Source organism: Pseudomonas sp. R37(2017) (genome assembly GCF_002113375.1).
In the GTDB taxonomy this organism is placed as follows: Bacteria; Pseudomonadota; Gammaproteobacteria; order Pseudomonadales; family Pseudomonadaceae; genus Aquipseudomonas.
The window spans coordinates 50,149-73,195 of the sequence record NZ_NEHO01000013.1 but is presented as its reverse complement, the minus strand read 5'-3'; the positions used below and the strand labels follow the sequence as shown (position 1 = coordinate 73,195).

Genomic DNA, 23,047 nt, shown 5'->3' with positions numbered 1-23,047 from the left:
CCATTAAAAACCTGCGAGCATTATGAGAATAATGATATTTTACGATGCATCCATATTGGTATTCGTATAGGTGCCCCATGACCTGGACTACCCGTCTACGCCTCAGACACCTGCAACTGCTGATCAGCCTTGCCGAAACCGGCAGCGTCAGCGACGCCGCGCGTACCGCCAATACCACCCAGCCCGGCTTGTCGAAGTGGCTCAAAGACCTTGAGGAAGATGCCGGTGCCACGCTGTTCGAGCGCCACGCCCGCGGATTGCGCCCAACGGCCCAGGGCGAACTGCTGATCAACCACGTGCGGCGCATCTTGAGCGAGATGGAGCGGGCACAGAGCAACATGGACGCGCTCAAGGAAGGCAACGCACCGAACATCGCCATCGGTACGTCACCGGCCTCGGCACCGAGCCTGGTACCCGACGCCATTGCGCATTTCCTGACCATGCACCCACGGGCCCATGTTTCCCTGCAAGAGAGCACCATGAATGTATTGCTTGAGCGCCTGGAACTTGGCCAGCTGGATCTGGTGGTCGGACGACTCGACAGCTATCAGCCCAGGTATACGCTGAACAGCCAGATGCTGTTTCGCGAACCCATGCAAGTCATTGCCCGTCCCGATCACCCGCTGGCATTGAAATCGAATCTGGAGTGGAATGATCTCTACGGATTCGACTGGGTTCTCTGGCCGGAAGGTACGCCGATTCGCCAGAGACTCGACTCAGCGTTGAGCAGCGCAGGGCTCAAACCTTTGCCCTGCCGAATCGAATCGTCATCGCTGATGGCCAACCTCTGGTTACTGCAAACAAGCGATATGCTTTCGATCGCCTCTGGTCGAGTTGCCGAGCATTTCACCCATCGAGGCCTGGTCAAGGCTCTGGACTTTCAAATGGGCGCTGAAGGCAGCATTGGTGTTTGTTGGCGCGATGAACCCTACACTGATAATGCCGTTGTGGATTTTCGCCGATGCCTGCTAAAGGCCTCAGGTCAAGACGAAATCCTCCAGGACTGAAGGTTCCTGGCAGTTGACGCCGAAGTCTTGGATGGTCATGTCCTGGGTTCAGCGGCGCCGAAACAGCGGTCGGGGTTCGATCACCGAACGTCCATACAGCACGCTCATGCCGGCCAGCCCTTTGAGGGCATCTTCAGGGGACTTGTCTTCACGCACGGCAAAGCTGTTGAAACCGCACTGGCGCATATGGCTGAGCTGATCGCGCAGCACGTCCCCGATGGCGCGCAACTCGCCCTGCCAGCCTAGCCGCGTACGCAGCAGATAGGCCTGGCTGTAGCTGCGTCCGTCGCGAAAGCTGGGAAAATCCAGGGCGATCAGTGGCAATACATCCAGCCACAACTCGAGGCTTTCCAAGTCGTCATCGGGTTCGAGCCATATGCCATCCAGGCTCATTGTCTGTAGCTGGCTCTCCTCCTGCCGCTGACGCCAGCGAGCCAGTGGCAGGATCAACGGGCCGGCCGGAAGCTCACCCTCGGTATCGCGGATCAAGGTCCAGTGATCATCCAGCACGTGTCGCGCACCGCCTTCGCACAACTTCAGTAAGTTGTTCATGCCAGAGTCTCCGAGTGCTTGGGGTAGACCCGCTCTTTAAACGGCTCGATACCGATGCGGGAGAAGGTGTCGATAAAGTTTTCCTCGACTTCGCGATAGTCGACGAAGGTATCGACGATGCACTCGATGACATCCGGGATTTGCTCGGCGCTGAACGAAGGGCCGATCACTTTGCCCAGTGCCGCGGCTTTGCCCTGGGCGCCCCCGAGGGTGATCTGGTACCACTCCATGCCATTTTTATCGACACCAAGGATGCCGATATTGCCGATGTGGTGGTGGCCACAGGCATTCATGCAGCCGGAAATGTTCAGGCTGAAATCGCCTAGGTCATGCAGGAAGTCCAGGTCATTGAAGCGCGCCTGGATCGCGGCGGTAACAGGTAGCGAACGTGCATTGGCCAAGGCGCAAAAGTCACCGCCGGGGCAGGCAATGATGTCGGTCAACAAGCCGGCATTGGCCACCCCCAGTCCTTGCTCGCAGGCCAGCATCCACAGAGCCAGCAAGTCGCTTTTGCGCACATTCGGTAAAATCAGGTTCTGCTCATGGGCGATACGTATCTCACCGAAACCAAACTGCTCTGACCAGTCGGCCACCGCCTCCATCTGCGCAGCCGTCAGGTCACCGGGTGGTGTGTCCGCGCCAGGCTTTGTCGACAGCACGACACTCACGTAGCCGGGGACTTTATGCGCCTGGGTATTACGCGAGACCCAGCGGGCAAAGTCAGGGGAAGCCATCAGCTGGCTGCCGAAATCCAGTTCGATATCACTCAGGGACTGATACGCCGGTGCGACAAAGGCACGGGCGACGCGTTGGTACTCGGCCTCAGTCAATTGTGCCGGACCGTCTTTGATTTGCTCCCACTCCTGTTCGACTTCGGCAGCAAAGGCTTCGATACCCAGCGCCTTGACCAGGATCTTGATTCGGGCCTTGTACTTGTTGTCGCGTCGACCGTGGCGGTTGTAGACCCGCAGCACCGCTTCGACATAAGACAACAAATGTTCCCAGGGCAAGTCCTCGCGAATTTGCTGAGACAGGATTGGCGTGCGTCCGAGCCCACCGCCGACCATCACCCGCAGGCGCATATGGCCCGTTTCGTCGGCATACAGGTACAGGCCGATGTCGTGCATCATGATCGCCGCGCGATCCTGTTTTGCAGAACAGATAGCGATCTTGAACTTGCGCGGCAGGTACAGGAACTCCGGGTTGATCGTCGACCACTGGCGCAGGATTTCGGCCAAAGGTCGCGGATCCATCAGTTCATCGGCGGCGACCCCGGCAAAGGCTTCAGTGGTGATGTTGCGCACGCAATTACCCGAGGTCTGGATCGCATGCATATCCACTGCGGCCAAGTGCTGCAGAATCTCAGGCACCTGATGCAGTTCGATCCAGTTGAATTGCAGGTTCTGTCGTGTAGTGAAGTGCCCGTAGCCGCGATCATAGTCGCGAGCGATTCGCGCCAGGGTGCGCAACTGCCGCGCCGCCAGGGTGCCGTAGGGGATCGCGACCCGCAGCATATAGGCATGTTTCTGCATATACAGACCGTTTTGCAGACGCAGAGGCAGAAACTCTTCCTCGCTCAGGTCGCCCGCCTGAAAGCGCTCGACCTGATCGCGGAACTGCTCCACACGTTCCAGCACCAGTGCACGGTCGTAGTCGTCGTATTGATACATGCTCGGGACCTCATCAGCGTTTGCCCTCTCGCATGGGGCAACTTCGATGGGTGCCAATATGCGCTCCCGGTGATGCGCGTTACAGATTCAGCTCAAGCATTAAAAACCGGATCAGACCCAGATAAAGTCATCGTGCTAACGTTGTTCGAGGTTTAGTTGAGCTCCGGCTTGTTGACTACGGCAGAACTGACCTTCACTCGGGGCTCACGCGACATCGCTTTGGTACTCAGTGTTGCCTTGGTCACTCCTGTATCGCCTTCGCGAAGTAAACCGAGGAGCGCCTGGAGGGGATGAAGCACCACTTCCCCCGCCTGGCGCTTCACCTGGCTACGGCATGAATAACCATCGGCAATCAGCCTGCCACTGGCGTGGTAGCGCTCTACCAGCGGCTGCCAGGATTGCGAATAGATGACCTGCGAGGTCTTCACGTTTCGAGTTTCATGCCCGTACGTACCGGACATGCCGCAGCAGCCGCTCGCCAGGACCTGCAACGTCAGGCCAAAACCCTCGAACACCTTTTTCCAGAGCTCGATGCTGGCCGGCTCATTGGTGCGCTCGGTGCAATGCGGCAGAAAATGGAACACCTCTGCCCCGCCCTGCCTTTGCAGCGCTGGGAGCGCAGTCACCAACCATTCCTGAGCCAGTGCGACTTCAGGGGCCGCATCGCGCTCCAGCGTCTTGGCGTACTCCTGCCGGTAGACAAGGGTCATTGCCGGGTCCAGACCCACCAGCGGGATGCCACACTCCTGAAGTGCCTTCAAGCCTTTGGCGTTCTGAGCCGCTGTCTTTTTGAACGCACCGAGGAAGCCCTGAACCTGGAGCGGCTTGCCATTGGGCGAAAACGGCGCGAGGTAGATCTGGTAGCCCAGTCGGGCAATCAGCTCTATCCATTCGGCGGCGACCGGTGTTTCGAAATAGCGGGTAAAAGCATCTTGAACGATGATGACGCTGCGTTGGCGTTGCTCATCAGTCAGTTTTGACAGTTTGCCAGCGGTCGCGATTTCCACCTTCCACTGAGCGCAAACCTGATGGAAATCCATCAGGCTCAGCAACGGGCTGTCGACCATTCCAACCACATGCTGAAGCATGAATTTGACCGGCCGCGCACTCATCATGGCGTTGTACAGCCGTGGAAAACGGGCAATGTAAGGAATGCTGTATTCCAGCGAGCCGATCACATAGTCCTTCAATGGGCGCAGGTAACGGCTGTGATAACGTTCGAGGAAACGGGCGCGGAAATCCGGGACATTGACCTTCACCGGGCACTGTCCGGCGCAGGATTTGCACGCCAGGCAACCCGCCATCGAGTTGTAGACTTCGTGGGAAAAGTCTTGTTCCCCGAGCCATTTGCCAACCGTGTTTCGCGCCCTGACGAACAGCCCTGCGAGGTTGGCGGATTCGTTGCCAAGGATATCGGCGCCCCTGGCCCCCTGCAGGCGCAGCCATTCGCGCACCAGGGAGGCACGCCCCTTGGGTGAATGAATACGGTTGCGCGTGGCTTTCCACGAGGGGCACATCGCATCGTCGGGATCGAAGTTGTAGCAGGCACCGTTGCCATTGCATTGAACGGCGCTCTGATAGCTCTGCCATACGCTTTCGTTGATCTGCCGATCGAATTCCCCGCGCAACCGGACTTCGTCGACCTTGGTCAGCCTGGCATCAGTGACGTGCAAGGGCGTGGCGATCTTGCCGGGATTGAGCTGGTTGAACGGATCGAACGCGGCCTTGATCGCCTGGAGCGATGGGTAAAGGGCACCGAAGTAACCCGGGGCGTACTCGGAGCGAAGGCCCTTGCCGTGCTCACCCCAGAGCAACCCACCATACTTTTGCGTGAGCGCGGCAACTGCATCGGAGATGGGACGAACAATGGCGGCCTGCGCGGGGTCCTTCATGTCCAGGATCGGCCTTACGTGCAGAACACCGGCATCGACATGGCCAAACATCCCGTACTCAAGTTGGTTGGCATCGAGCAGCGCACGGAACTCGGCGATGAAATCCGCCAGGTTTTCCGGGGGCACGGCGGTATCTTCAACAAAGGGTTGAGGCCGGGCTTCGCCCTGAACATTGCCCAGCAGGCCCACGGATCTTTTGCGCATGGTGTAGACGCGCTTCACGGCCTCACTGCCAATGGCCAGCGTATGCCCCAGGCGTTCCACGGTGTTGTCGGTTTTCAGGTGTTGGATGAAGTCGTGGACGCGCTGTTCCAGGTCCTGCAGATCATCGCCACTGAACTCGATCAGGTTGATGCCCAGGGTCTGCCGGCCGGGAGCGGATGGAAAATACTCGGCAACGCCGTGCCACACGATGTCCTGCATCGCCAGCATCAGCACTTTGGAGTCCACCGTTTCGATGGACAACGGCTTGAGCGCCATCAACGCCTTGGCATCGCGCAAGGCATCCATGAAACCGGCGTACTGCACGTTGACCAGGATGCTGTGTCGCGGAATCGGCAGGACGTTGAGTTTGGCTTCGACGATGAAGCCCAGGGAACCCTCGGAGCCACACAGGATGCTGTTGAGGTTGAAGCGCCCGTCCTGTTCACGCAGGTGTGCGAGGTCATAACCGGTCAGGCAGCGATTGAGCTTTGGAAAGGTCTGCTCAATCAACTGGGCTTGCTGATCGGCGATATCCCGGGAGCAACGATACACGTTGCCGATGACGTCCTGACGGATGGCTTGCCGATCGGTTTGCTCGGCGTCCAGTGGCTGGCTATCGAGCCGCTGACCACCCAGCAGAACCGTGGAAAGCGCCAACACGTGGTCGCGCGTCTTGCCGTAGGTGCAACTGCCCTGGCCGCTGGCGTCAGTGTTGATCATGCCGCCGACGGTGGCCCTGTTCGAGGTGGACAATTCGGGGGCGAAGAACAGGCCGTGGGGCTTCAGTGCGGCGTTCAGTTGATCCTTGACCACACCGCTCTGCACCCTGACCCAACGCTCTTCAACGTTGATTTCGAGAATCCCGTTCAGGTGCCTGGAGAGGTCGACCACCACACCGTCGGTGAGCGATTGACCGTTGGTGCCTGTGCCGCCGCCACGAGGGGTCAGGACCACCGAACGAAAGTCCGGGTGCGCAGCGAGTTTCGCCACACATTCTACGTCCGCGTAATCCCTGGGAAACACCGCCGCCTGGGGCAGGCGCTGGTAAATCGAGTTATCGGTCGCCAACACCGTCCGGGAACCATAGTCACGGACGATCTCCCCCTTGAAGCCTTCAGTATCCAACTGGTTGAGGAAACGTTGGTAAAGATCCGTCTGGTCGTGTTCAGGGATAAGGCGCGCGATCATTCGTATGGTTCCTGCAGGCTAATTCTTTTTTACATTCGCTTAACGTATGAGTCGGCGTTGGGGCAAAATGCATGTAGCCCTATTATTTGAAGATGACACTCCTGAGACAAACGTAAAACTCGCAGTGTTTGCATGAGGTTTATGAATGAATCCTAGACGCCTCACCCCCTCCATGTCGGTGCTCGTGGCTTTCGAGGCGGCGGCCAGACACGGCAGCTTTACCAAGGCGGCAGATGAACTTTTGTTGACGCAAAGCGCCGTCAGCCGCCAGGTTCAGTCGCTGGAGTCGTTGCTGGGTGTTGAACTTTTTCATCGCGATGGCCGGCGTATCGACCTGACCGCCGCCGGCGCGTTGTACCAGCATGAACTGGCAGCGGCACTGGGCCGCATTCGCAGCGCCACACTCAATACAATCGCCTTCAGCGCTCAAGGCGGGACCTTGAATCTGGCCGTGCTGCCCACCTTCGGCTCCAAGTGGCTGTTGCCACGGATGAATGACTTCTACACCAGGCACCCGGATATCGTCGTGCATATCCATTCCAGAATCATGCAGGCGGACCTGGCCAGTGTCGCCGGAGAAATGAACGCGATCATCTGCGCCGGTTCAGGGTCCTGGCCGGGGTTCATTTCCCACAAATTGCTGACAGAACAACTGATCGTCGTGGCCAGTCCTTCGGCGCTGCCCGAATACCGCTCGATCACTCCAGCGGACCTGGCTGCCAGTCACTCGCTACTCAATGTCGTCTCCCGCCCCAGCGCGTGGTCCGACTGGTTTGAGTACAACGGTCTGGATCATCGCCTGATGCGCCTGGGCCCGAGCTTCGAGCTCACCAGTCACCTGATTCAGGCGGTGACAGCCGGTATCGGCATCGGATTGGTGCCGCGAGTGCTGGTGCAGGATGAGCTCAAGGCGGGGGCATTGGTCGCGCTGTTTGACCCGATGGAAAGCGGACGGAGCTACTACCTGGCGTATGCCAATCGCTACCAGAACCTGCCGTCACTGGTGGCGTTCAGTGAGTGGTTGCTAAGCCTGTCTTTTCCAGAGGGTCCAATCTAATCAGGCGTTTCGTTTGCAGCAAGCGATCAAGGATTCGACTGGTGCGGGCTCTCAGCCTACTCCATTAGGACAAGCCTGTTCACTCCCTCCACAACTTGGCTAGTCCTGGATTGAGTTGCCTCGCAAATAAGCGGCGTGCGGGGCGTGAACCAACCACCCTGCGTCAACCGGCAGCATCACTCCCGTGATCGATGCCGCCTTCTCCGATTACAGAAGTACGTGGCCTCTGCCACATGTTCAGGCTCTAGGAACGCCCGTTGAGCACCGGTGGCCTGCTCGTTCGCAACGACGAGTTTCGCGGCGCTGAGGGATTCAATTTCTATGGTGTCTAGACCAGTGATGCTCAGGATCCGCTGGACGTTTAGTGGGCACGGCAGCGGCATGTCGAACTTTTGATAGGAGTCGTCGGGTTGGCGGGACGTGCGTGGCGGCGTTTCCCAATATCGTGTTTCCAAGCCAACGGGAACACACCGATGAACAATAACAACCGCTTGATTGACAGCCATGTGCATTTCTTTACAGACGAGGATCTCAGCGCACTGGGTAATGCGCTCCCCTACGAACTGCCTGTGCCAAATCCACTCTGCGATTATCTAGAAACACTAGATAGCAAAGGCCTGTCGCCTGTACTGCTGAATAACGTACACCTGAGTATTCTGCCTGACTCCGAGAATGTATTTGCCTCGTTCAAGGAACTTGAACGCCTGCAGCAGGCGCACCCCGGGAAATACGACCGGATTCGCCTTATAGGCACCATCAAGGCCGATCCTGCCTACGCCAACAAAGAACGACTGAGTCATCCGCAAGTCGTCGGCATTCGAATCGTCTTACATGATGCGCCGGTGGAGAGCATCGCCCCGGATGCCTTCTGCAGCCCTGCATGGCTGGAATTGTACGAGCGCCTGAACTCCGACCAGCACGTTCACGTCTATGCCCAAGCGGCGGCCGCCAACCTTCGGGTACTGGAACAGATTCCACAGCACATCCGCCTGGTCATCGACCATCTTGGCACCTGCCACTTCAGCCTGGGCGCCGATGATGCCGCATACACCCAACTGCTGAAGGCGGCGCGACAACGCGGCAATGTCTGGTTCAAGGGACCGGGCTATCGCACCTCGACCGATATCTCACAGGTCACACCGTTCGTCGTACGCATTGTCGAAGCCCTCGGCGCTGACAAGCTGCTGTTGCAAGCCACCGATGCGCCGCATGTCGGTGCCGACCACGCTGGCAACGCCTATGCCTCCCGGTTCGATCCTGCAGGCGTGTTCGATTTCGTTCGCCAACTGGCCAACTCTGCCTCCCAGCACTGTGCCGTTGCCGCCGACGTGCTGCTCAACGGCGCGGCCACCACTGTCTTCCCCCAACAAATAACCCAACAAGCCACAGGTGAAAAAATGAGTTCCATCTCCACCCGCGAAATCAAGTTCGACGTCGACTTCGGCGGCCAGACCCTCAGCCTCAACGGCACAGTTTTCGAGCCAGCCACTCCCGATCGGAACCTGCCTCCAGTAGTGTTCAACTCTGGCTTCACCGGCGGCGTGTCGATGTACGGACAACTGTTTGGCCGTGCCTTGGCCGCTCGCGGCTATCGCGTCATGACCTACGATGTGGCGGGCTTCTTCAATAACAAGGCCGTTCGCAACACCGCGCAAGTCGATGGCAAGACCGTGACCAACGTCAGCCTGGAAGATCAGAAGGACGAAGTCCTCGGTGCAGTGGCCTGGGTGCGAAAGGAGTTCGGCCAAATGCCAGTGGTCGCTTCCTGGGCGATGGGTTCGGTGGCCAGCTTGGCGGCGATCGCGGAACTGGCGCGCGGCAAAGCCGAACAGGTGAAATTCTGGGCGCCTATGAGCTACACCAGCATCCGTTCGCTGCAAGCCTTGCGTGCAGACGTGAACGCCGCTGATGCCGCGATCAAGGCACTGAACCCCGATGCCGCGATCCCACCATTCGATACCGGTACCGAGGCCACCCGCCTGGGCTATTACCCACTGGATCCGGCCACGCAGCAATATGTCGATGAGCAGTTGGGTGCCTACACCGAGGCAGGAGGTGCGGACCGCTGGCCGGGTTGTGTCTGGGTCAGTGCCAAGTCCTACACCTCCTACATGTGCTTCGATCCGGAGCAGGATATCGAAGGCGCGAGTGGCTTCCCGCCTGCCCTGATCATTCATGGTGCGAAGAACTCGCTGCACATGCCGGCCGAGTCCGAACGCCTCTATCATCGCTACCCAGGCAACGCCGGTGACGGTGTGCTGGTGATCTCCGACATGCAGCACGGCCAGCAGAACGAAGCAGATCATCCGGTATTCCAGGCTATCATTCAGAACATCGACGAAGCCGTACGCAATAACCTGTAAACGACGCTTCACCGGCAGGGGCCATTCAGGCCCCTGCCCTTTTTTTTCCCGCCCCGAACTCTCCCGCCGCTTCCCGAATGCGTCCGCTCCAGTATTCTGACAGCCAGACGGGCCCGCTTGTGGCCCGAGCCGTCGAATGCCCAACCGGAGTGTCTCCATGGCGCAAGCTGCAAAATCGAAAGAAGGTTGCAAACGGATCGGCCTGCTGATCCTGCCGCAGTTCTCGATGATGGCCCTTGCGGGAGCGAGCGAGCCCCTGCGTGCGGCCAATCGCCTGGCGGGCGAATCACTGTATGAGTGGCTGTTGCTCTCGGAAACGGGCGGTACCGTCTGCTCCAGCAGCGGCGTCGAAATCAGCACACAGGCATTGGTCGAGGCCAACGACCTGGATCGCGTGTTCGTGCTCGCCAGTCTGGATATCGAGCACCAACGTCCGCCGAAAATGTTGCGCTTCCTGCAAAGAGCTGCTGCCTTGGGCAAAACGGTCGGGGCCTTCAGTACTGGCACCTTTATCCTCGCTCGCGCCGGCCTGCTGGAGGGGCGCAAATGCACGCTGCACTGGGAGTCGATCAACGAGTTTGCCGAGGAGTTTCCCGGCATCGAAGTGACCCGCGAACTGTATGTAAACCACGACAATCGCTGGACCTGCGCAGGCGGCACAGCGGCCATTGACCTGATGCTGGCGCAGATTTCCGTGGACTACGGCGGCAAGCTGGCCTCCGCAGTGGCCGAGCAGTTTCTGCATGCGCGGATCCGCGGGCCGGAAGAACATCAGCGCATGTCCATCCAATGGCGGTTCGGCATCCATGACCGGCGCATCACCGCGGCCATCGGGTATATGGAAGACAACTTCGAACACGTCATCAGCATCGAGGAAGTCGCGGATCGCTGCAATGTGTCGCAGCGACAGCTGGAACGCCTGTGGCACCAGCATTTCGGCATGACGCCGCAACGCTTCTACCTCGAGCTGCGCCTGGCCGAAGCGCGCCGGCTACTGCGCGAAAGCAGCAAGTCCATCGCCTCGGTAGCCTACTCTTGTGGTTTCGTCTCGGCCTCCCACTTGGGCAGTGCCTATCGCAAGGCCTGGGGCTGTAGCCCAGGTGAGGAGCGTCGAAAGTTTGATAGTGAAACAACGCTCTGAAAACCAACCTCATGATTTCTCATGAAAATCACTGACGGATATTCCAAACCTTCGGGCAAACAAGTTTTGGATCCCGTTTAGCCCCAACAAAACCCTCTATAGCAATGGCTCGACGCCAATCCACTCTTCACAGGCCGCGACCGCGACCAACACACGCATCGCGCCGCTCGACCGGCGTGCAGCACTGTCGGTCGCTGCATGCGCAACGCCGATCTGGGCCTGCGACATGTCGAACTTATGACAAATATCGTCGAACCTTAATCTCAGGATCAAGGCCTGCCAGGGTTAATGTTTTGCCAATACCGGCATCCGCTCCCAGATGAACCGGCGAACAACAATCCTGCGGAGTAAGGCACAATAAAAATGGAAACGTTAAGTTTCATAACCTCGAACATGGGCTTGATTGCCCAACTACTTGGGCAACATCTCTACATCGTCTTCATGGCGGTCGGCCTTGCCATCCTCACCGGGGTCCCCCTGGGGGTCTTCGTCTCGCAGCATCCACGCATGGGGCGCTGGATACTGACCTGCGCCGCCATGCTGATGACCATTCCTTCCGCTGCGCTGTTCGGCCTGATGATCCCCGTACTGTCGACCTGGGGCCAAGGCATCGGCGTGGTGCCAGCGATCATCGCGCTGTTCCTGTACTCACAGCTACCCATCATCCGCAACACCCACACGGCAATTTCCAATGTCGAGCCTTCGTTGCGTGAAGCCGCACGTGGTATGGGCATGTCGTCTTGGCAACGACTGTGGAAAGTCGAACTCCCGCTAGCAACGCCCTTGATCATGGCCGGGGTTCGTGTGGCGACGGTGATCAACATCGGCATCGCGGCGATCGCAGCCTACATCGGTGCAGGTGGGCTTGGCAGCCTGATCGTACGCGGCATCGCCCAGTCTGATACCCGCCAATTGATCGCCGGGGCGATCCTGATCAGCGTGATCGCCGTGGTCGCAGATTACGCCCTGTCCCTCCTCCAGCGTGCGCTGACCCCCAAAGGTCTGATCAAGCTCAACAACCTCAGCATGAAGGAAGCTACATCGTGATCCAGATTAATAATTTGAATAAGAAATTCGGCTCAATCACGGCAGTGGAAGACGTCTCCTTCACCGTACCGGAGGGTCAGATCTGCGTGCTGCTCGGCCCGTCTGGCTGTGGCAAAACCACCACCCTCAAGATGATCAATCGTCTGATCCCTCCGACTTCCGGCAAGGTGCTGATCGGTGGTCGGGACACCGCCGAACTGGACACTGTCACCCTGCGTCGCTCAATAGGCTATGTGATTCAACAAGTTGGCCTGTTCCCCAACATGACGGTCGAGGACAACATCTGCGTTGTGCCAGATATGCTGGGTTGGGACAAAACCAAAAGCCGCAAGCGTGCAGCTGAGCTACTGGAAGTCGTTGCCCTGGAGCCGTCGAAGTTCGCCAAGCGTTTCCCCTGCGAGCTTTCCGGTGGGCAACAGCAACGTGTCGGTGTAGCCCGCGCCCTTGCCGCCGACCCGCCCGTCATGCTGATGGACGAACCCTTCGGCGCCATCGACCCGATCAACCGCGACACGATCCAGGATGAGTTCATGCGCATCCAGCGTCAGGTCGGCAAGACGGTACTGTTCGTCAGCCATGACATCGACGAGGCGGTAAAAATGGCCGACTGCGTCGCGTTGTTCAATGCCGGCCGGGTCGAGCAGTTCGGCACGCCAGACGACCTGCTCGCCCGCCCCGTCAGCGAGTTCGTTGCCAACTTCATGGGCGGTGATCGCATCATGAAGCGCCTGCGCCTGCTACAGGCGGCGGATATCGCCTGCCAGACACCACCCCTGGAACATATGCAGATCGTCGGCGACAAGGCCGGTACTTCGTCGTGGAACCCCATCACCGTGCTGCCGAGTGACGATTTGCGCCAGGTCTTGTGCCAACTGCTCGGGCAAGGCCGCGACTGGGCGATATGCAAGGACCAGCAAGGTCAGTTCATCGGCTTCGTCCATCAACGCGACATTCTCTCGCGCCTGGTTGAAAATACGAAGGCGGTGGCATGATGAACGCGCTGAACAAGATGGTGGAATGGCTTCAGGCTTACTGGAGCGAGGTGGTGTATCTGTCCCTGCAGCACCTACACATTGTGGCGGTGAGCAGCGCGCTGGCGATCATCGTTGCCTTGCCGGTTGGCGTGTGGATGAGCCGCCCGCGCAACCAGCGCCACGCCCTGGCCGTCATGCAAGTGCTCAACATCGGTCAGGCAGTCCCCAAGTTAGCCTTGCTGGCACTGGCGATGACCCTGGTCGGGGTCGGCGCACCCGCAGCGATTTTCGCGCTGTGGGTGGCGACCATCCTGCCGATTACGGTGAACACTTACGAGGGGTTGCGCGCAGTGCCCCCGCATTTGCTTGAAGCCGCCGAAGCCATGGGAATGACGCCTCGGGAAATGCTCTTCAAGGTCGAGATTCCCAACGCGCTGATCGTCATCTTCGCCGGCCTGCGCACTGCACTCGCCATCAACGTCGGCACAGCGCCCCTCGCCTTCCTGGTCGGCGGCGGCGGCCTTGGCGAACTGATCTTCACCGGTATCGACCTTAACGACTACGGCATGATGCTGGCCGGTGCAATCGCCACTGCGGGCCTGGCCATGCTGGTGGACATGCTCTGCGGTCTGGCTCAGCACGCTTCGGTTTCCCGAGGTCTGCGGCTGGCGACACGCTAAATCACGAACAACAACTACAAGAACAGGTGCTGTATGTCCGCACGAGCAATTGCCTTCGCCTTCATGGTCTTCCTGACAGGCGCCAGCGTCGCCGCTGAACCGTCAGTGGTTGTGGGCGGCAAGAAATTCACAGAACAACAACTGGTTTCGGAAATGACCACCCAGTTGCTCAGGAACGACGGATTCACCGTTGACAAGCGCTCCGACCTGGGCTCGACAGTGCTCCGAGCCGCCCAGGAAAATGGACAGGTCGACATCTACTGGGAGTACACCGGTACCTCCTTGATCATCTACAACAAGGTCAAAGAGAAGCTGGATGCGCAGCAAACCTATGACCGGGTCAAACAACTGGATGCAGCAAAGGGGTTGACTTGGCTGGCCCCGTCCAAAGCGAATAACACCTACGCCTTCGCAATGAGGAAAACCGAAGCGCAGGCAGAGGGTATCACCTCCATGTCGGACCTGGCCGCGCAGGTCAATAACGGTAAACACCTGAAGTTCGCCTCCAACGCCGAGTTCTATTCACGCCCCGACGGCCTGCGGCCGCTGCAGGATCGCTACGGCTTCAAATTTGAGCGCAGCGATGTGTTACGCATGGACGGCGGCCTTACTTATCTGGCGTTGCGCCAGGGCCAGGCAGATATATCGCTGGTGCTGTCCACGGATGGACGCGTCTCGGCATTCGGCTTTGTCATCCTCAAGGACGACAAATCATTCTTCCCAAGTTACGCGCTGACCCCGGTAGTGAGGACGGCTTTCCTTGAGCAGCACCCCAAGGTTGCCACTCTGCTCAACAGTCTTTCCGCCAGCCTCGACAGCGAGACCATTGCCGCACTCAATGCCCGTGTGGACGTAGGCAGGGAAGCGATCGAGAAAGTCGCTACCGATCACCTCACTCGCAACAATCTGCTCCCCAGGTAAGCATCCAGCACCCCAATCTGGTCGCATCGCCCAAATCGGCAACGGCTCGGCGTTTCCCCCGCCTTGCCGGATGAGCCGTGCTGCCTCGGGGATATCACCACCTAATGAAGGTACCTGTTATGCTTTCGACTCCGAAACTGATCCTAGCTTGCACCGTGTCCATCATTGTTTCCGCACCCGCACTGGCTCAAGAGCTGGACACCATGGATCTTCGCCAGCTCCGACGTTTGCTGGATGAAGGTCAGGTCACCTCCGAACAATTGGTTCGCCACTTCCAGGAAAAGATCCAGCACAACAACCACCAGGGCAACCGAATCAACGCGGTCATCAGCCTCAACGACCAGGCCTTGGAACAAGCCAGAGCCTGGGATCAGGAGCGGGCGAAAAACCCTACAGCGAAGCATGGCGCCCTCGCCGGCATTCCGTTTCTGGCAAAAGACAACATCGACTCCAAAAGCCTGCCGACCAGTGGCGGGTCCTGGGTGCTACGCGACTCCAAGCCATCCAGCGACGCATTCGTGCTCAATCGACTGATTACAGACGGCGCCATTTTGCTGGGCAAAACCAACCTGTCCGAGCTTGCAGCTTCCTATGGCTGGCTGGGGTACAGTTCGCTCGGTGGACAAACCCTCAACCCGCACAATCTTAAACGTGATGCGTCCGGCTCGAGCAGTGGATCGGCCGCAGCCGTAGCGGCGGGCTTCGCGCCTTTTGCCCTGGGTTCAGATACCAGTGGCTCGATCCGTGCACCAGCCAGCGTCACCGGGACCGTGGGTCTGCGCCCGTCTCTGGGGCTAATCAGCCGCAGCGGCATAATTCCACTATCATTGTCGTTCGATACTGCAGGCGTCATCACGCGCAACGTTCTCGACCAGGCCATCGTGCTGAACGTCATAAAAGGCCGGGACGAGGCAGACGCCGCCACGAGCAATGTGGATTCGGCAGCCATCAATTTCGTCGAGGGCTTGGAGCAGTCCAGCCTCAAAGGACGCATCATCGGCGTTGTGACCAATTTCATCGGCGCAAACACACAAGTCGACGCAGTGTTCAATGCCGCCCGCAAACGCGCTCAGGAACAGGGCGCTCAACTGGTGGAAATCAGGTTGCCGGAACGCTACGAAAAACTTTGGGGCAGCGTGCTTGGCCCCGTCGGTGATGACGAGTTCACGCCGCAGTTTGAGCGTTATCTACACACCCTACCCTCCACGCAACCGAAAACACTTCCCGCATTCGTGGCGCTTGCCGAACAGCACCAGCGCAAACAGCAGGATCACCTGATGAACCCAAAGCGCCTGGCAGCACTTAAAGCGCTCAGCGAAAAGCCCGCAAGCGACTCTCCGCTGTACATCTCCATTCTCACCAATACCATTCCGTCGCTCAGAACCGAACTCACCGCACTGATGCGTAAGGCAGGCACCGAGGTATTGATGTTCCCAACTATAAATTGCCCGGCATCGGTAGTGCCGGGGCAAACCGACCCTGGTTACGTCTGCAAGACGGAAGACACCTACGCCTCTGCATACATCGCCTCCGCTACCGGTTTTCCAGAAATTTCGGTGCCGGGTGGGATAATCGAAGGCAATCTACCTGTAGGCATCTCTTTCATCGGAGGTTTCGGGAAGGATGACGATGTTGTTCGGGTGGGTTACGCATTTACGAAGAAATGAACTATCCGTGAGAGCCAAGCCTTGCCAGTACACTTTCCAGCAACTGCAGGAAGGCTTTGACTCTGGCAGGCACATACCTTCGTGTGGGCGTAACGGCCCACACTGACAACTGCTCGGGCTCCGCGTCAACCAGTTCGATCTCGATCAAAACGCCCTCTCGCAACTGTTGGATGACGTCCCAATACGCCAGCTGTGCGATTCCAAGCCCTTGTATAGCGGCGGTCCTGACCGCATCGACACTATTGGTGCTAACGCGTCCATTCATACGGCGATGCTGAAGTTCGCCATCGATCATGAACGGCCACCAGGGCACTGCCATGCAGGATGATACATTGGTGCTCATCCAGATCAGCCAGGTAGGCCGGTCGGCCATGCCACTGCAGGTAAGCTGGCGAAGCACAGATCACCCTGGGGTTAGCGTTGATGCGCAGCTGTGTCGCAACAGCGAACACCACACCCAACAGCGCCATGATAAACGGAAAGACGAAACCGGGATCGATGGACTCGGCAAACGCACCGACACTGTTTATGTGGGGCAACAATGTGTAGGCCAGCAAAGGTCCGCACAGCACGATCAACACCACCGGCAACTGCATGCCCAGCATGATGGTCACTGTTCCCTTGTAGGTGATCTCTGGATACCCGCAGGTGAGGAGACCGGAATGCCCATGTAGTTGGCGATGGCATGAGAAACAATTGTGCCTTCAAACAAAAAGTAAAAGATGAAATTTATTGCGTATATCAATTCAGACATGAACGTGATTGACCAGAAGACCAGAGAGATGACCATATCCAGAAATCGAAAAAACCAGGATCATTCCTCTTTCTCAAGCGCTTATCGACGAACTTTCCCTTTACAGAACCACCTTCGACCTGCCAACAAAAATTCAAAAAAACGAAGGCATCCCTCTATTATTAACGGCCAGCAGTAAGTACAAGAGACTTAGCAGTAGCGCGGTGGTTTATTGTATTTCCGCCGTTATGAAGAAAGCTGGCGCACTCGCTCGGCTTGAGAGGGCTCATCATCTTGCAGGATTGTTAAATCAGGCATCTGCCTATTGGCTTCGTCACACTCACTTGCGAAATCTTGCTGAAGATGGCGGTGAATTCCTATCGATCAATCGGTTCGCTGGACATTCAAACCTAGAAACAACGAAAAATATTTCGACATTGATTAGTGCTAGCTCCTACACCCTAGAAATTACTCCTGGTTATTCTATCGACTGTCTTTGATCAACGAAGCACTCACAAAACTCCACTTAAAGATCATTCGATTATGGTGCGAGCAAAAACGCGCTCGACTGCGTGGTCTCCATTTCAAGTTTTTAGATAATTTGGTCTCCACATCAATAACTTCCTTCAAAAAAAGCGAACGAAATCATTTAGCAAGCCTCATGGCGCGCACTAATAAAAATTTATAACCTATTGTTTTTCTCGGTATAACATTATTTGATTATTTCAAGTTTTTAGTTCGGAGCGCTCTGGCCTCGATCATTCTACTGCAACTCGTGCTTGGACCTCAGCGATGTAACCCAGGACAAACGGATCCTGAGAACCGCGCTCCTTGTAATAGCCGACCACGCTGGCCAGCGTCCACCTCGACAGCCTCATCAGAACCAGGATCGCTTGGAAAAACGTTAACAGGTAGCGCTACGGTGTCGACTTTGTAGGTCTCGCCGGATGTACCTTGATGCTGGTCAGGTACGGAAATAAAGCTCTTGAGCAGGATTTCCATGCCAATCGCGGCACTGACGTTGGGCAACGTGCGGCAGATTCTGCGCGTCCAGAACCTCAGCAGCTTTCAGGTAACTATGGGCGCTTTGAAGCATCCAGTTCGGAAAGTGACTCATTGCTTACTCCCTTAAGGCTGCTGCAGCGATGCCAGCTAATTTTCGCAGGCACGAAAACGGGATGGGAATTGATCATCAACCTCCTATCTCTTTGATAATATTGATAGATAACTACACTAAATGGTTGTTTAGTTTAGTTATTAGTTTGCCTCGCACCGTTTTGCTATTCATACAGTGTTTCTACCCGCCTCTGTTGTGAACTGCCTGAGCTTTCCAGGACACGCCTTGCACGCTGAAGGGGTCGCAACTTAATAAAAACCGATGCCCTTTCTGGTCCCTGTAACTAAAGTCAAAACGACCAGTTACTTCGCTGCCATCGAATCCAACTCTCCGAATATTGACTTCTGCTGCAGTCACCGTGTAAGGCACACCTCCGATTTCACCTAGGTCGAACCACGCATAGGTGTCGCCAGGGTCCGGCGCCAAGTAATAATCAGCAACCTCAAGTTTTCTGCCACGAATGAACAAAAACTGCCTCCCATTACCTCGCGAAGCCTCGATAGAGAAGTAATCATCACGATTAATGAACACAAAATCCGTCATCGTCACCCTATGAAGTACCTCGGTACTAAAATCGAACAGTTTCATTTCCATATATCCTGATGCAGACGAGCGCGCGCGTTTATCTTTCGTGGCAGTGTGACGTTCAATTTGTTCAACATTCATGATAATTACCTGTCTCTAGTAGCACTCAAGATTCCACCCGAAAATAGAATTAAAAAGCGACCACAACAACTAACAACTCTGCTAGCTGGACATAGGTTCTTTTTCAGCAGATTCTCTAGAGTTTTAATGCGCTCGTAAAAATACGAACTGTGCCTGACACGCAGTCATCAACAGGTAGGACCAGCGGGAGTCGGTCGGCGAAAGCATGCAGCCCGATCCCCGCGATACTCATCTTCAAGACGAGCGACAAGCTCAGCGACTGTCGTGACTTGGTCGATGTTCCCTACCCCCTGCCCGGCCGCCCAGATGTCCTTCCAGAGTTTGAATCTGTCATGGCCCCCGGTGCCCACGCCGGGCTTCTCCACTTTCGGCAAATGGTCCGGATCCAACCCGGCGCGGACGATGCTCTCTTTCAGGTAGTTGGCCGGCATGCCGCTGATGTGCCGATATAGCCGAGGTCGGCGCCCATGATTTGTGCGGCAAACAGGTCCTTGCCGCTGGTCAGTGCGCCGGACAGCAGCACAGTGCCTGCATAAAAGCGGCGAATTTCGTTGAAATCGTTCATACGAACTATTTGTGCTCTGCCTGGCAACGCCCTGTCCAACCGAGCGCCCTCAACACCAGACCGGTGTAGTAAACGATCACCTCATCCACTCCCATCCGCCCGTCTTCCCGATACCAGGCGCAGGCCTGGGTCAACATGCCGAAGACAATGCGCGCCATCAGCTTGGGCTCGTCGCAGCGCAAGGAACCTTCGCGAATGCCCTGCTCGAGGATTTTTTGCAACGTGCCCAGGTAAGCGCGACGTGCCTGGGCAACCATGACCAGTTCCTCGTCATCCAGGCTGCGCAGCTCCATGTTGCCCAGCAGCGCCTTGTCCTTGTTGCCCAGATGATGGCGTACATGAAATGCCACGAATGCCTGCACGAGGCTGTCAGTGCCGACGTTCGCCGGGCAGCTCCTGGCCCAGGCGTCCGCCAGTTGTTCGAAGTACTCCAGGACCAGGGTCAGCAGCAGTTCCTGCTTGCCTTTGTAGTAGAGGTACAACACCGAGACATTGACCCCTGCTTCCCTGGCCAACTGGCGAAGGCTCATCGACTCGTAGCCTCCCTGCGCGATCAGCTTGATCGCCGCCAGGCGAATTTTTTGCTCGGTCATGTTCATGGTAATGGCCTGGAGTTTGCTGACAGATGACCAAGCCTAATCAACGGTCACTGCGTTGGCTGTAGATCAAACGAACCAACCGCACAGACCGCCCGGCAACTACGACCATTGGCGGTTCGCCGCTGCCCGGACAAGGCGATATAGTGCCCCGGTGGTCGCATCGGCGCTGGCTTGACCGTCACCCGTGCGGCACACTCGACAGAGCTCGTTAGAATGGAAGTCGCATGAACCTCGACACCGAACGCCAGCCTGGCGTTAAGCCCACAACAAAAATATACAAGGCAAAGCTTCAGCCACCTGTCACGGTCACCCATCATTTGCAGCGCACTCATCTGCTGGAACAAATCCAGCAGGCCGGCGCGCCACGATTGGTGTTGATCAGGGCTGCAGCCGGTTTTGGCAAAACCACGCTGATGCATCAATACCGGACACAATGCCTGGACAACCAGCGCGCTGTGGTCTGGCTAAACCTCGATCTGGCGGACAACGATCTGCAGCGCATGGTGACCCACCTGCGGGCAGCCTTCAGCGACCTGTTGCCTGCGCTGGAGACGGCCACGACCGAGGACAGCAGCGAGCTGGTGTTCGACCTGCTGGAGGCGATTGCCGAGCTGGACCTGCCCTTCTCCATTCTGCTGGACGAGTTCGAGACCATCCAAAGCCCACCGGTACTGGATTTCATCCAGCAATTGATCGAAGCCTTGCCGCCCCACGGCCTGCTGATGATGACCTCGCGAACAGCTCCGGACATCGGCCTGGGGCGTATCAGGGCCCGCGGTCAACTGCTGGAGATCAGGCCGGCTTCCTTGCGATTTTCCCTCGAGGAAGCAACCACCTTCCTTCGCGACAAACACCAACTGCACCTGCGCGACAAGGATATCGCGACCCTGCATCGCTGCACCGAAGGCTGGGTGGCGGCGATCTTCCTCGCCACCCTGTCGTTGCATGGTCGCTCCGATCATGCCGCCTTCGTCGCCTCCTTTTCCGGATCGAATCTGGAGCTGGCCGAGTACCTGACCGATGACATCCTGGTTCATCAAAGTGACGCCTGCCGACAGTTCCTGATGCAGACCAGCGTCCTGCCGCAATTGTCCGCCCCCCTGTGCGATGCCGTCACCGGCCGCCAGGACAGCCAGCAGATGATCGACTTTCTGGAAAAATCCAATCTGTTCCTGTTTCCCCTGGGCGACGAACGCCACTGGTACCGCTACCACAGCCTGTTCGCCAGTTTCCTGCGCGATGCCCTGGAACGACAGCAGCCAGGGCTCGCTCGCCAACTGCAGCGCCGGGCCGCCGACTGGTACCTGGCAGACGGCAAACCGGTCCCCGCCATCGAGCTGTTGTTGAGTGCAGGCGCGGAAACCGAAGCCGTCGCCGAAATCTCGGCCCATGCCAACAGCCTGATGGAGTCGGGCCGGGCACGCCTGATGTCACGCTGGCTGGAGCACATTGATGCGTCCGTGCTGGACGATCACCCGAATCTGATCCTGACCCATGCATGGGCCCTGGCGTTATGCCGGCGCTTCAGCGAAGCCATCGAGGTCGTCAACCGTTTCCTCGAGAGCGGCCCCCAGGACAACCAGCAGCAACGCTGCGCACTGGAAGCCGAATCCATCCGCTGCATGCTGTTCGCGATGACCGGGCAAATCGAAGAATGCTGCAGCGCAGGCCTGCAACTGATAGATCGCCTCTCGGCGCAGCAGTCCTTCCAGTACGGCGTGATCGCCAACTCATTGGCCTACAGCCTGATCTGCACCGACCGCTACGACGAGGCCCGCAGCGTCTTGTCCCGGGCCATACGCGCCACGTCCAGCGATCCGTCGAACTTCATGCGCTGCATCACCGATTGCATCGAAAGCATCATCGACCTGGTCCAGGGCCGCCTGGGCAATGCACTGGCACGCTTGCAGGATTCCCGAGAACGACACTGGGACGGCGCCACCCGCGAAATCGTCGCCGGCAAACCCTCGTTCAACAGCACCCTGGCCCAGGTCCTGTATGAAATCGATGCCACCGGCGATGCCGAACGAATTCTGCTCGAAGCGCTGCCCTACAGTCGCAACAACGGTTCGCCGGACGCGATGATCGCCAACCATTTGCTGATTTCCCGACTGGCGTACATGCACGATGACAAGGAAGGCTGGCAGCGCTATCTCGCGGAGCTGGAGCACAGTGGACGCCAGAGCGGCTCTTCCCGGGCCATTTGTTGCGCCTGGCTTGAGCGTGCCCGTGTCGCCACCCTGGAAGGTCGCCTGGACAATGCCGAACAGGATTTGCGTACGGCCGACCTGCACGGCGACTGGGAACGCCCGGGCGTTTCCATGCACACCACGGACGTCGATACGCCATCAATCGCACGCCTGCGCCTGCGCATCGCCCAAGGTGATTGCGCGGCGGCTGCCCAGGCATTGGCCCAGGCCATTGACCTTGCGCAGGGGCAGCAGCGCTATCGTCGGGTACTCAAGCTGAGGTTGTTGCAGGCCATGGCACTGGACGGCCAGGGCGACGCAAAAGCCGCCTTCGAGGCGCTGACCACGGCGCTGCGTTTTGCCAGTCATGAAGGTTTCCTGCGGACCTTTATCGATGAAGGCCCGAGACTGGCCAACCTGCTGCATCGCTGGAATACGCAGTACCAGGCACGTGGGGCGGCGAATGGTATCGACGGGGGGTTTCTGGTGACGCTGCTGGAGCGCTGCAAACGCTCGGACGATGCAGCCAAGGCCCTGCATGCCGCGGATAGCGACATCGAGATTCTCACGGCCCGTGAGATACAAGTGGTTCAATTGCTGGCGGCCGGGCTGCGTAACCGGGCCATCGCGGAAAAAATGTTTCTTTCCGAATTCACCATCAAGTCGCACTTGCGCAACATCAACGCCAAGCTCGGCGCCCAGGGGCGTACCGAGGCCGTGGCGATCGCGCGGCAGAAGGGTTTTCTCGACTGAGATCGGCATTCGCCGCAGAGCGCGGCCGCAAGGAGCGCGGCCTGCCATTCTCGACCACTCAG

The 23,047-nt window shown here is 57.9% G+C and carries 20 protein-coding genes; 11 read left to right on the top strand and 9 right to left on the bottom strand.

Annotated elements, in window-relative coordinates:
- The first annotated feature begins 77 nt into the window (after positions 1–77).
- The gene (locus CAG47_RS20040) at positions 78–1,007 is read left to right on the top strand and encodes a LysR substrate-binding domain-containing protein (RefSeq protein WP_085726575.1); all 930 of its coding nucleotides are present in this window, start codon (positions 78–80) and stop codon (positions 1,005–1,007) included.
- Between the two features lie 48 nt (positions 1,008–1,055).
- On the opposite strand, the gene CAG47_RS20035 is transcribed toward CAG47_RS20040, so the two are convergent.
- The 3 genes from CAG47_RS20035 to CAG47_RS20025 all read right to left on the bottom strand — a co-directional run bounded on the left by CAG47_RS20035 (position 1,056) and on the right by CAG47_RS20025 (position 6,513).
- Positions 1,056–1,559, bottom strand: coding sequence for a DUF934 domain-containing protein (locus CAG47_RS20035; RefSeq protein WP_085726573.1), 504 nt, complete (start codon positions 1,557–1,559; stop codon positions 1,056–1,058).
- Complete coding sequence (locus tag CAG47_RS20030) at positions 1,556–3,229, bottom strand: nitrite/sulfite reductase (RefSeq protein WP_085726571.1); 1,674 nt, start codon at positions 3,227–3,229, stop codon at positions 1,556–1,558. The genes CAG47_RS20035 and CAG47_RS20030 overlap by 4 nt, the downstream gene beginning before the upstream one ends.
- Positions 3,230–3,381: 152 nt before the next feature.
- A complete protein-coding gene (locus CAG47_RS20025; RefSeq protein WP_085726569.1) occupies positions 3,382–6,513 on the bottom strand; it encodes an FAD-binding and (Fe-S)-binding domain-containing protein in 3,132 nt (1,043 codons plus the stop codon).
- Positions 6,514–6,658: 145 nt separating this feature from the next.
- Here CAG47_RS20025 and CAG47_RS20020 point away from each other — a divergent pair, with 145 nt between their 5' ends.
- The 8 genes from CAG47_RS20020 (at position 6,659) to CAG47_RS19980 (ending at position 16,363) form a co-directional block, all read left to right on the top strand.
- A complete protein-coding gene (locus CAG47_RS20020; RefSeq protein WP_143515891.1) occupies positions 6,659–7,570 on the top strand; it encodes a LysR substrate-binding domain-containing protein in 912 nt (303 codons plus the stop codon).
- A 473-nt stretch (positions 7,571–8,043) separates the two neighbouring features.
- Complete coding sequence (locus CAG47_RS29080; RefSeq protein WP_256577488.1) at positions 8,044–9,933, top strand: amidohydrolase family protein; 1,890 nt, start codon at positions 8,044–8,046, stop codon at positions 9,931–9,933.
- Positions 9,934–10,090: 157 nt separating this feature from the next.
- Positions 10,091–11,074 carry a GlxA family transcriptional regulator gene (locus tag CAG47_RS20005; RefSeq protein ID WP_085726567.1) on the top strand — a complete coding sequence of 328 codons (984 nt, stop codon included), beginning with the start codon at positions 10,091–10,093 and terminating at the stop codon, positions 11,072–11,074.
- Positions 11,075–11,437: 363 nt separating this feature from the next.
- Positions 11,438–12,121 carry an ABC transporter permease gene (locus tag CAG47_RS20000; RefSeq protein ID WP_085726566.1) on the top strand — a complete coding sequence of 228 codons (684 nt, stop codon included), beginning with the start codon at positions 11,438–11,440 and terminating at the stop codon, positions 12,119–12,121.
- Entirely contained in the window at positions 12,118–13,113 is a 996-nt protein-coding gene (locus CAG47_RS19995) for an ABC transporter ATP-binding protein (RefSeq protein WP_085726565.1), read from the top strand. Before CAG47_RS20000 ends, CAG47_RS19995 begins: the two co-directional genes overlap by 4 nt.
- The gene (locus CAG47_RS19990; RefSeq protein ID WP_085726564.1) at positions 13,110–13,775 is read left to right on the top strand and encodes an ABC transporter permease; all 666 of its coding nucleotides are present in this window, start codon (positions 13,110–13,112) and stop codon (positions 13,773–13,775) included. Before CAG47_RS19995 ends, CAG47_RS19990 begins: the two co-directional genes overlap by 4 nt.
- Before the next feature lie 33 nt (positions 13,776–13,808).
- Positions 13,809–14,696: a glycine betaine ABC transporter substrate-binding protein gene (locus tag CAG47_RS19985; protein ID WP_085726563.1), complete on the top strand. Its 888-nt coding sequence runs from the start codon at positions 13,809–13,811 to the stop codon at positions 14,694–14,696.
- Positions 14,697–14,899: 203 nt separating this feature from the next.
- Entirely contained in the window at positions 14,900–16,363 is a 1,464-nt protein-coding gene (locus CAG47_RS19980) for an amidase family protein (RefSeq protein ID WP_256577487.1), read from the top strand.
- Position 16,364: 1 nt separating this feature from the next.
- On the opposite strand, the gene CAG47_RS29415 is transcribed toward CAG47_RS19980, so the two are convergent.
- Together CAG47_RS29415 and CAG47_RS28600 are read right to left on the bottom strand one after the other, a co-directional pair.
- Positions 16,365–16,628, bottom strand: a complete 264-nt coding sequence (locus tag CAG47_RS29415; RefSeq protein ID WP_371917227.1) for a LysR substrate-binding domain-containing protein — start codon at positions 16,626–16,628, stop codon at positions 16,365–16,367.
- Entirely contained in the window at positions 16,612–16,977 is a 366-nt protein-coding gene (locus CAG47_RS28600) for a hypothetical protein (protein ID WP_158091325.1), read from the bottom strand. The genes CAG47_RS29415 and CAG47_RS28600 overlap by 17 nt, the downstream gene beginning before the upstream one ends.
- A 184-nt stretch (positions 16,978–17,161) precedes the next feature.
- Between CAG47_RS28600 and CAG47_RS29410 the strand changes: the two genes are divergently transcribed.
- Positions 17,162–17,596, top strand: a complete 435-nt coding sequence (locus CAG47_RS29410) for a site-specific integrase (RefSeq protein WP_085726559.1) — start codon at positions 17,162–17,164, stop codon at positions 17,594–17,596.
- Between the two features lie 464 nt (positions 17,597–18,060).
- On the opposite strand, the gene CAG47_RS29075 is transcribed toward CAG47_RS29410, so the two are convergent.
- The 4 genes from CAG47_RS29075 to CAG47_RS19945 all read right to left on the bottom strand — a co-directional run bounded on the left by CAG47_RS29075 (position 18,061) and on the right by CAG47_RS19945 (position 20,043).
- Positions 18,061–18,213, bottom strand: coding sequence for a hypothetical protein (locus CAG47_RS29075; RefSeq protein WP_256577486.1), 153 nt, complete (start codon positions 18,211–18,213; stop codon positions 18,061–18,063).
- A 180-nt stretch (positions 18,214–18,393) separates the two neighbouring features.
- On the bottom strand, positions 18,394–18,879 hold the full coding sequence (locus CAG47_RS19955) for a hypothetical protein (RefSeq protein WP_143515890.1): 486 nt from the start codon (positions 18,877–18,879) through the stop codon (positions 18,394–18,396).
- Between the two features lie 412 nt (positions 18,880–19,291).
- Positions 19,292–19,444 carry a hypothetical protein gene (locus CAG47_RS28765; RefSeq protein WP_177409044.1) on the bottom strand — a complete coding sequence of 51 codons (153 nt, stop codon included), beginning with the start codon at positions 19,442–19,444 and terminating at the stop codon, positions 19,292–19,294.
- Between the two features lie 5 nt (positions 19,445–19,449).
- The gene (locus CAG47_RS19945) at positions 19,450–20,043 is read right to left on the bottom strand and encodes a TetR/AcrR family transcriptional regulator (protein ID WP_085726557.1); all 594 of its coding nucleotides are present in this window, start codon (positions 20,041–20,043) and stop codon (positions 19,450–19,452) included.
- Between the two features lie 224 nt (positions 20,044–20,267).
- On the opposite strand from CAG47_RS19945, the gene CAG47_RS19940 reads away from it, so the two are divergent.
- A complete protein-coding gene (locus CAG47_RS19940) occupies positions 20,268–22,985 on the top strand; it encodes a LuxR C-terminal-related transcriptional regulator (RefSeq protein WP_085726556.1) in 2,718 nt (905 codons plus the stop codon).
- The last annotated feature ends 62 nt before the right edge of the window (positions 22,986–23,047 follow it).

Coding starts and splice junctions, on each gene's coding strand:
- CAG47_RS20025 (WP_085726569.1), bottom strand. CDS start 6,513: ATGATCGCGCGCCTTATCCCTGAACACGACCAGACGGATCTTTACCAA.
- CAG47_RS20005 (WP_085726567.1), top strand. CDS start 10,091: ATGGCGCAAGCTGCAAAATCGAAAGAAGGTTGCAAACGGATCGGCCTG.
- CAG47_RS28765 (WP_177409044.1), bottom strand. CDS start 19,444: ATGAACGATTTCAACGAAATTCGCCGCTTTTATGCAGGCACTGTGCTG.
- CAG47_RS20035 (WP_085726573.1), bottom strand. CDS start 1,559: ATGAACAACTTACTGAAGTTGTGCGAAGGCGGTGCGCGACACGTGCTG.
- CAG47_RS29075 (WP_256577486.1), bottom strand. CDS start 18,213: ATGAGTCACTTTCCGAACTGGATGCTTCAAAGCGCCCATAGTTACCTG.
- CAG47_RS20000 (WP_085726566.1), top strand. CDS start 11,438: ATGGAAACGTTAAGTTTCATAACCTCGAACATGGGCTTGATTGCCCAA.
- CAG47_RS19990 (WP_085726564.1), top strand. CDS start 13,110: ATGATGAACGCGCTGAACAAGATGGTGGAATGGCTTCAGGCTTACTGG.
- CAG47_RS19945 (WP_085726557.1), bottom strand. CDS start 20,043: ATGAACATGACCGAGCAAAAAATTCGCCTGGCGGCGATCAAGCTGATC.
- CAG47_RS19980 (WP_256577487.1), top strand. CDS start 14,900: ATGGATCTTCGCCAGCTCCGACGTTTGCTGGATGAAGGTCAGGTCACC.
- CAG47_RS20020 (WP_143515891.1), top strand. CDS start 6,659: ATGAATCCTAGACGCCTCACCCCCTCCATGTCGGTGCTCGTGGCTTTC.
- CAG47_RS29080 (WP_256577488.1), top strand. CDS start 8,044: ATGAACAATAACAACCGCTTGATTGACAGCCATGTGCATTTCTTTACA.
- CAG47_RS20040 (WP_085726575.1), top strand. CDS start 78: ATGACCTGGACTACCCGTCTACGCCTCAGACACCTGCAACTGCTGATC.
- CAG47_RS19985 (WP_085726563.1), top strand. CDS start 13,809: ATGTCCGCACGAGCAATTGCCTTCGCCTTCATGGTCTTCCTGACAGGC.
- CAG47_RS29415 (WP_371917227.1), bottom strand. CDS start 16,628: ATGAATGGACGCGTTAGCACCAATAGTGTCGATGCGGTCAGGACCGCC.
- CAG47_RS19955 (WP_143515890.1), bottom strand. CDS start 18,879: ATGAATGTTGAACAAATTGAACGTCACACTGCCACGAAAGATAAACGC.
- CAG47_RS20030 (WP_085726571.1), bottom strand. CDS start 3,229: ATGTATCAATACGACGACTACGACCGTGCACTGGTGCTGGAACGTGTG.
- CAG47_RS19940 (WP_085726556.1), top strand. CDS start 20,268: ATGAACCTCGACACCGAACGCCAGCCTGGCGTTAAGCCCACAACAAAA.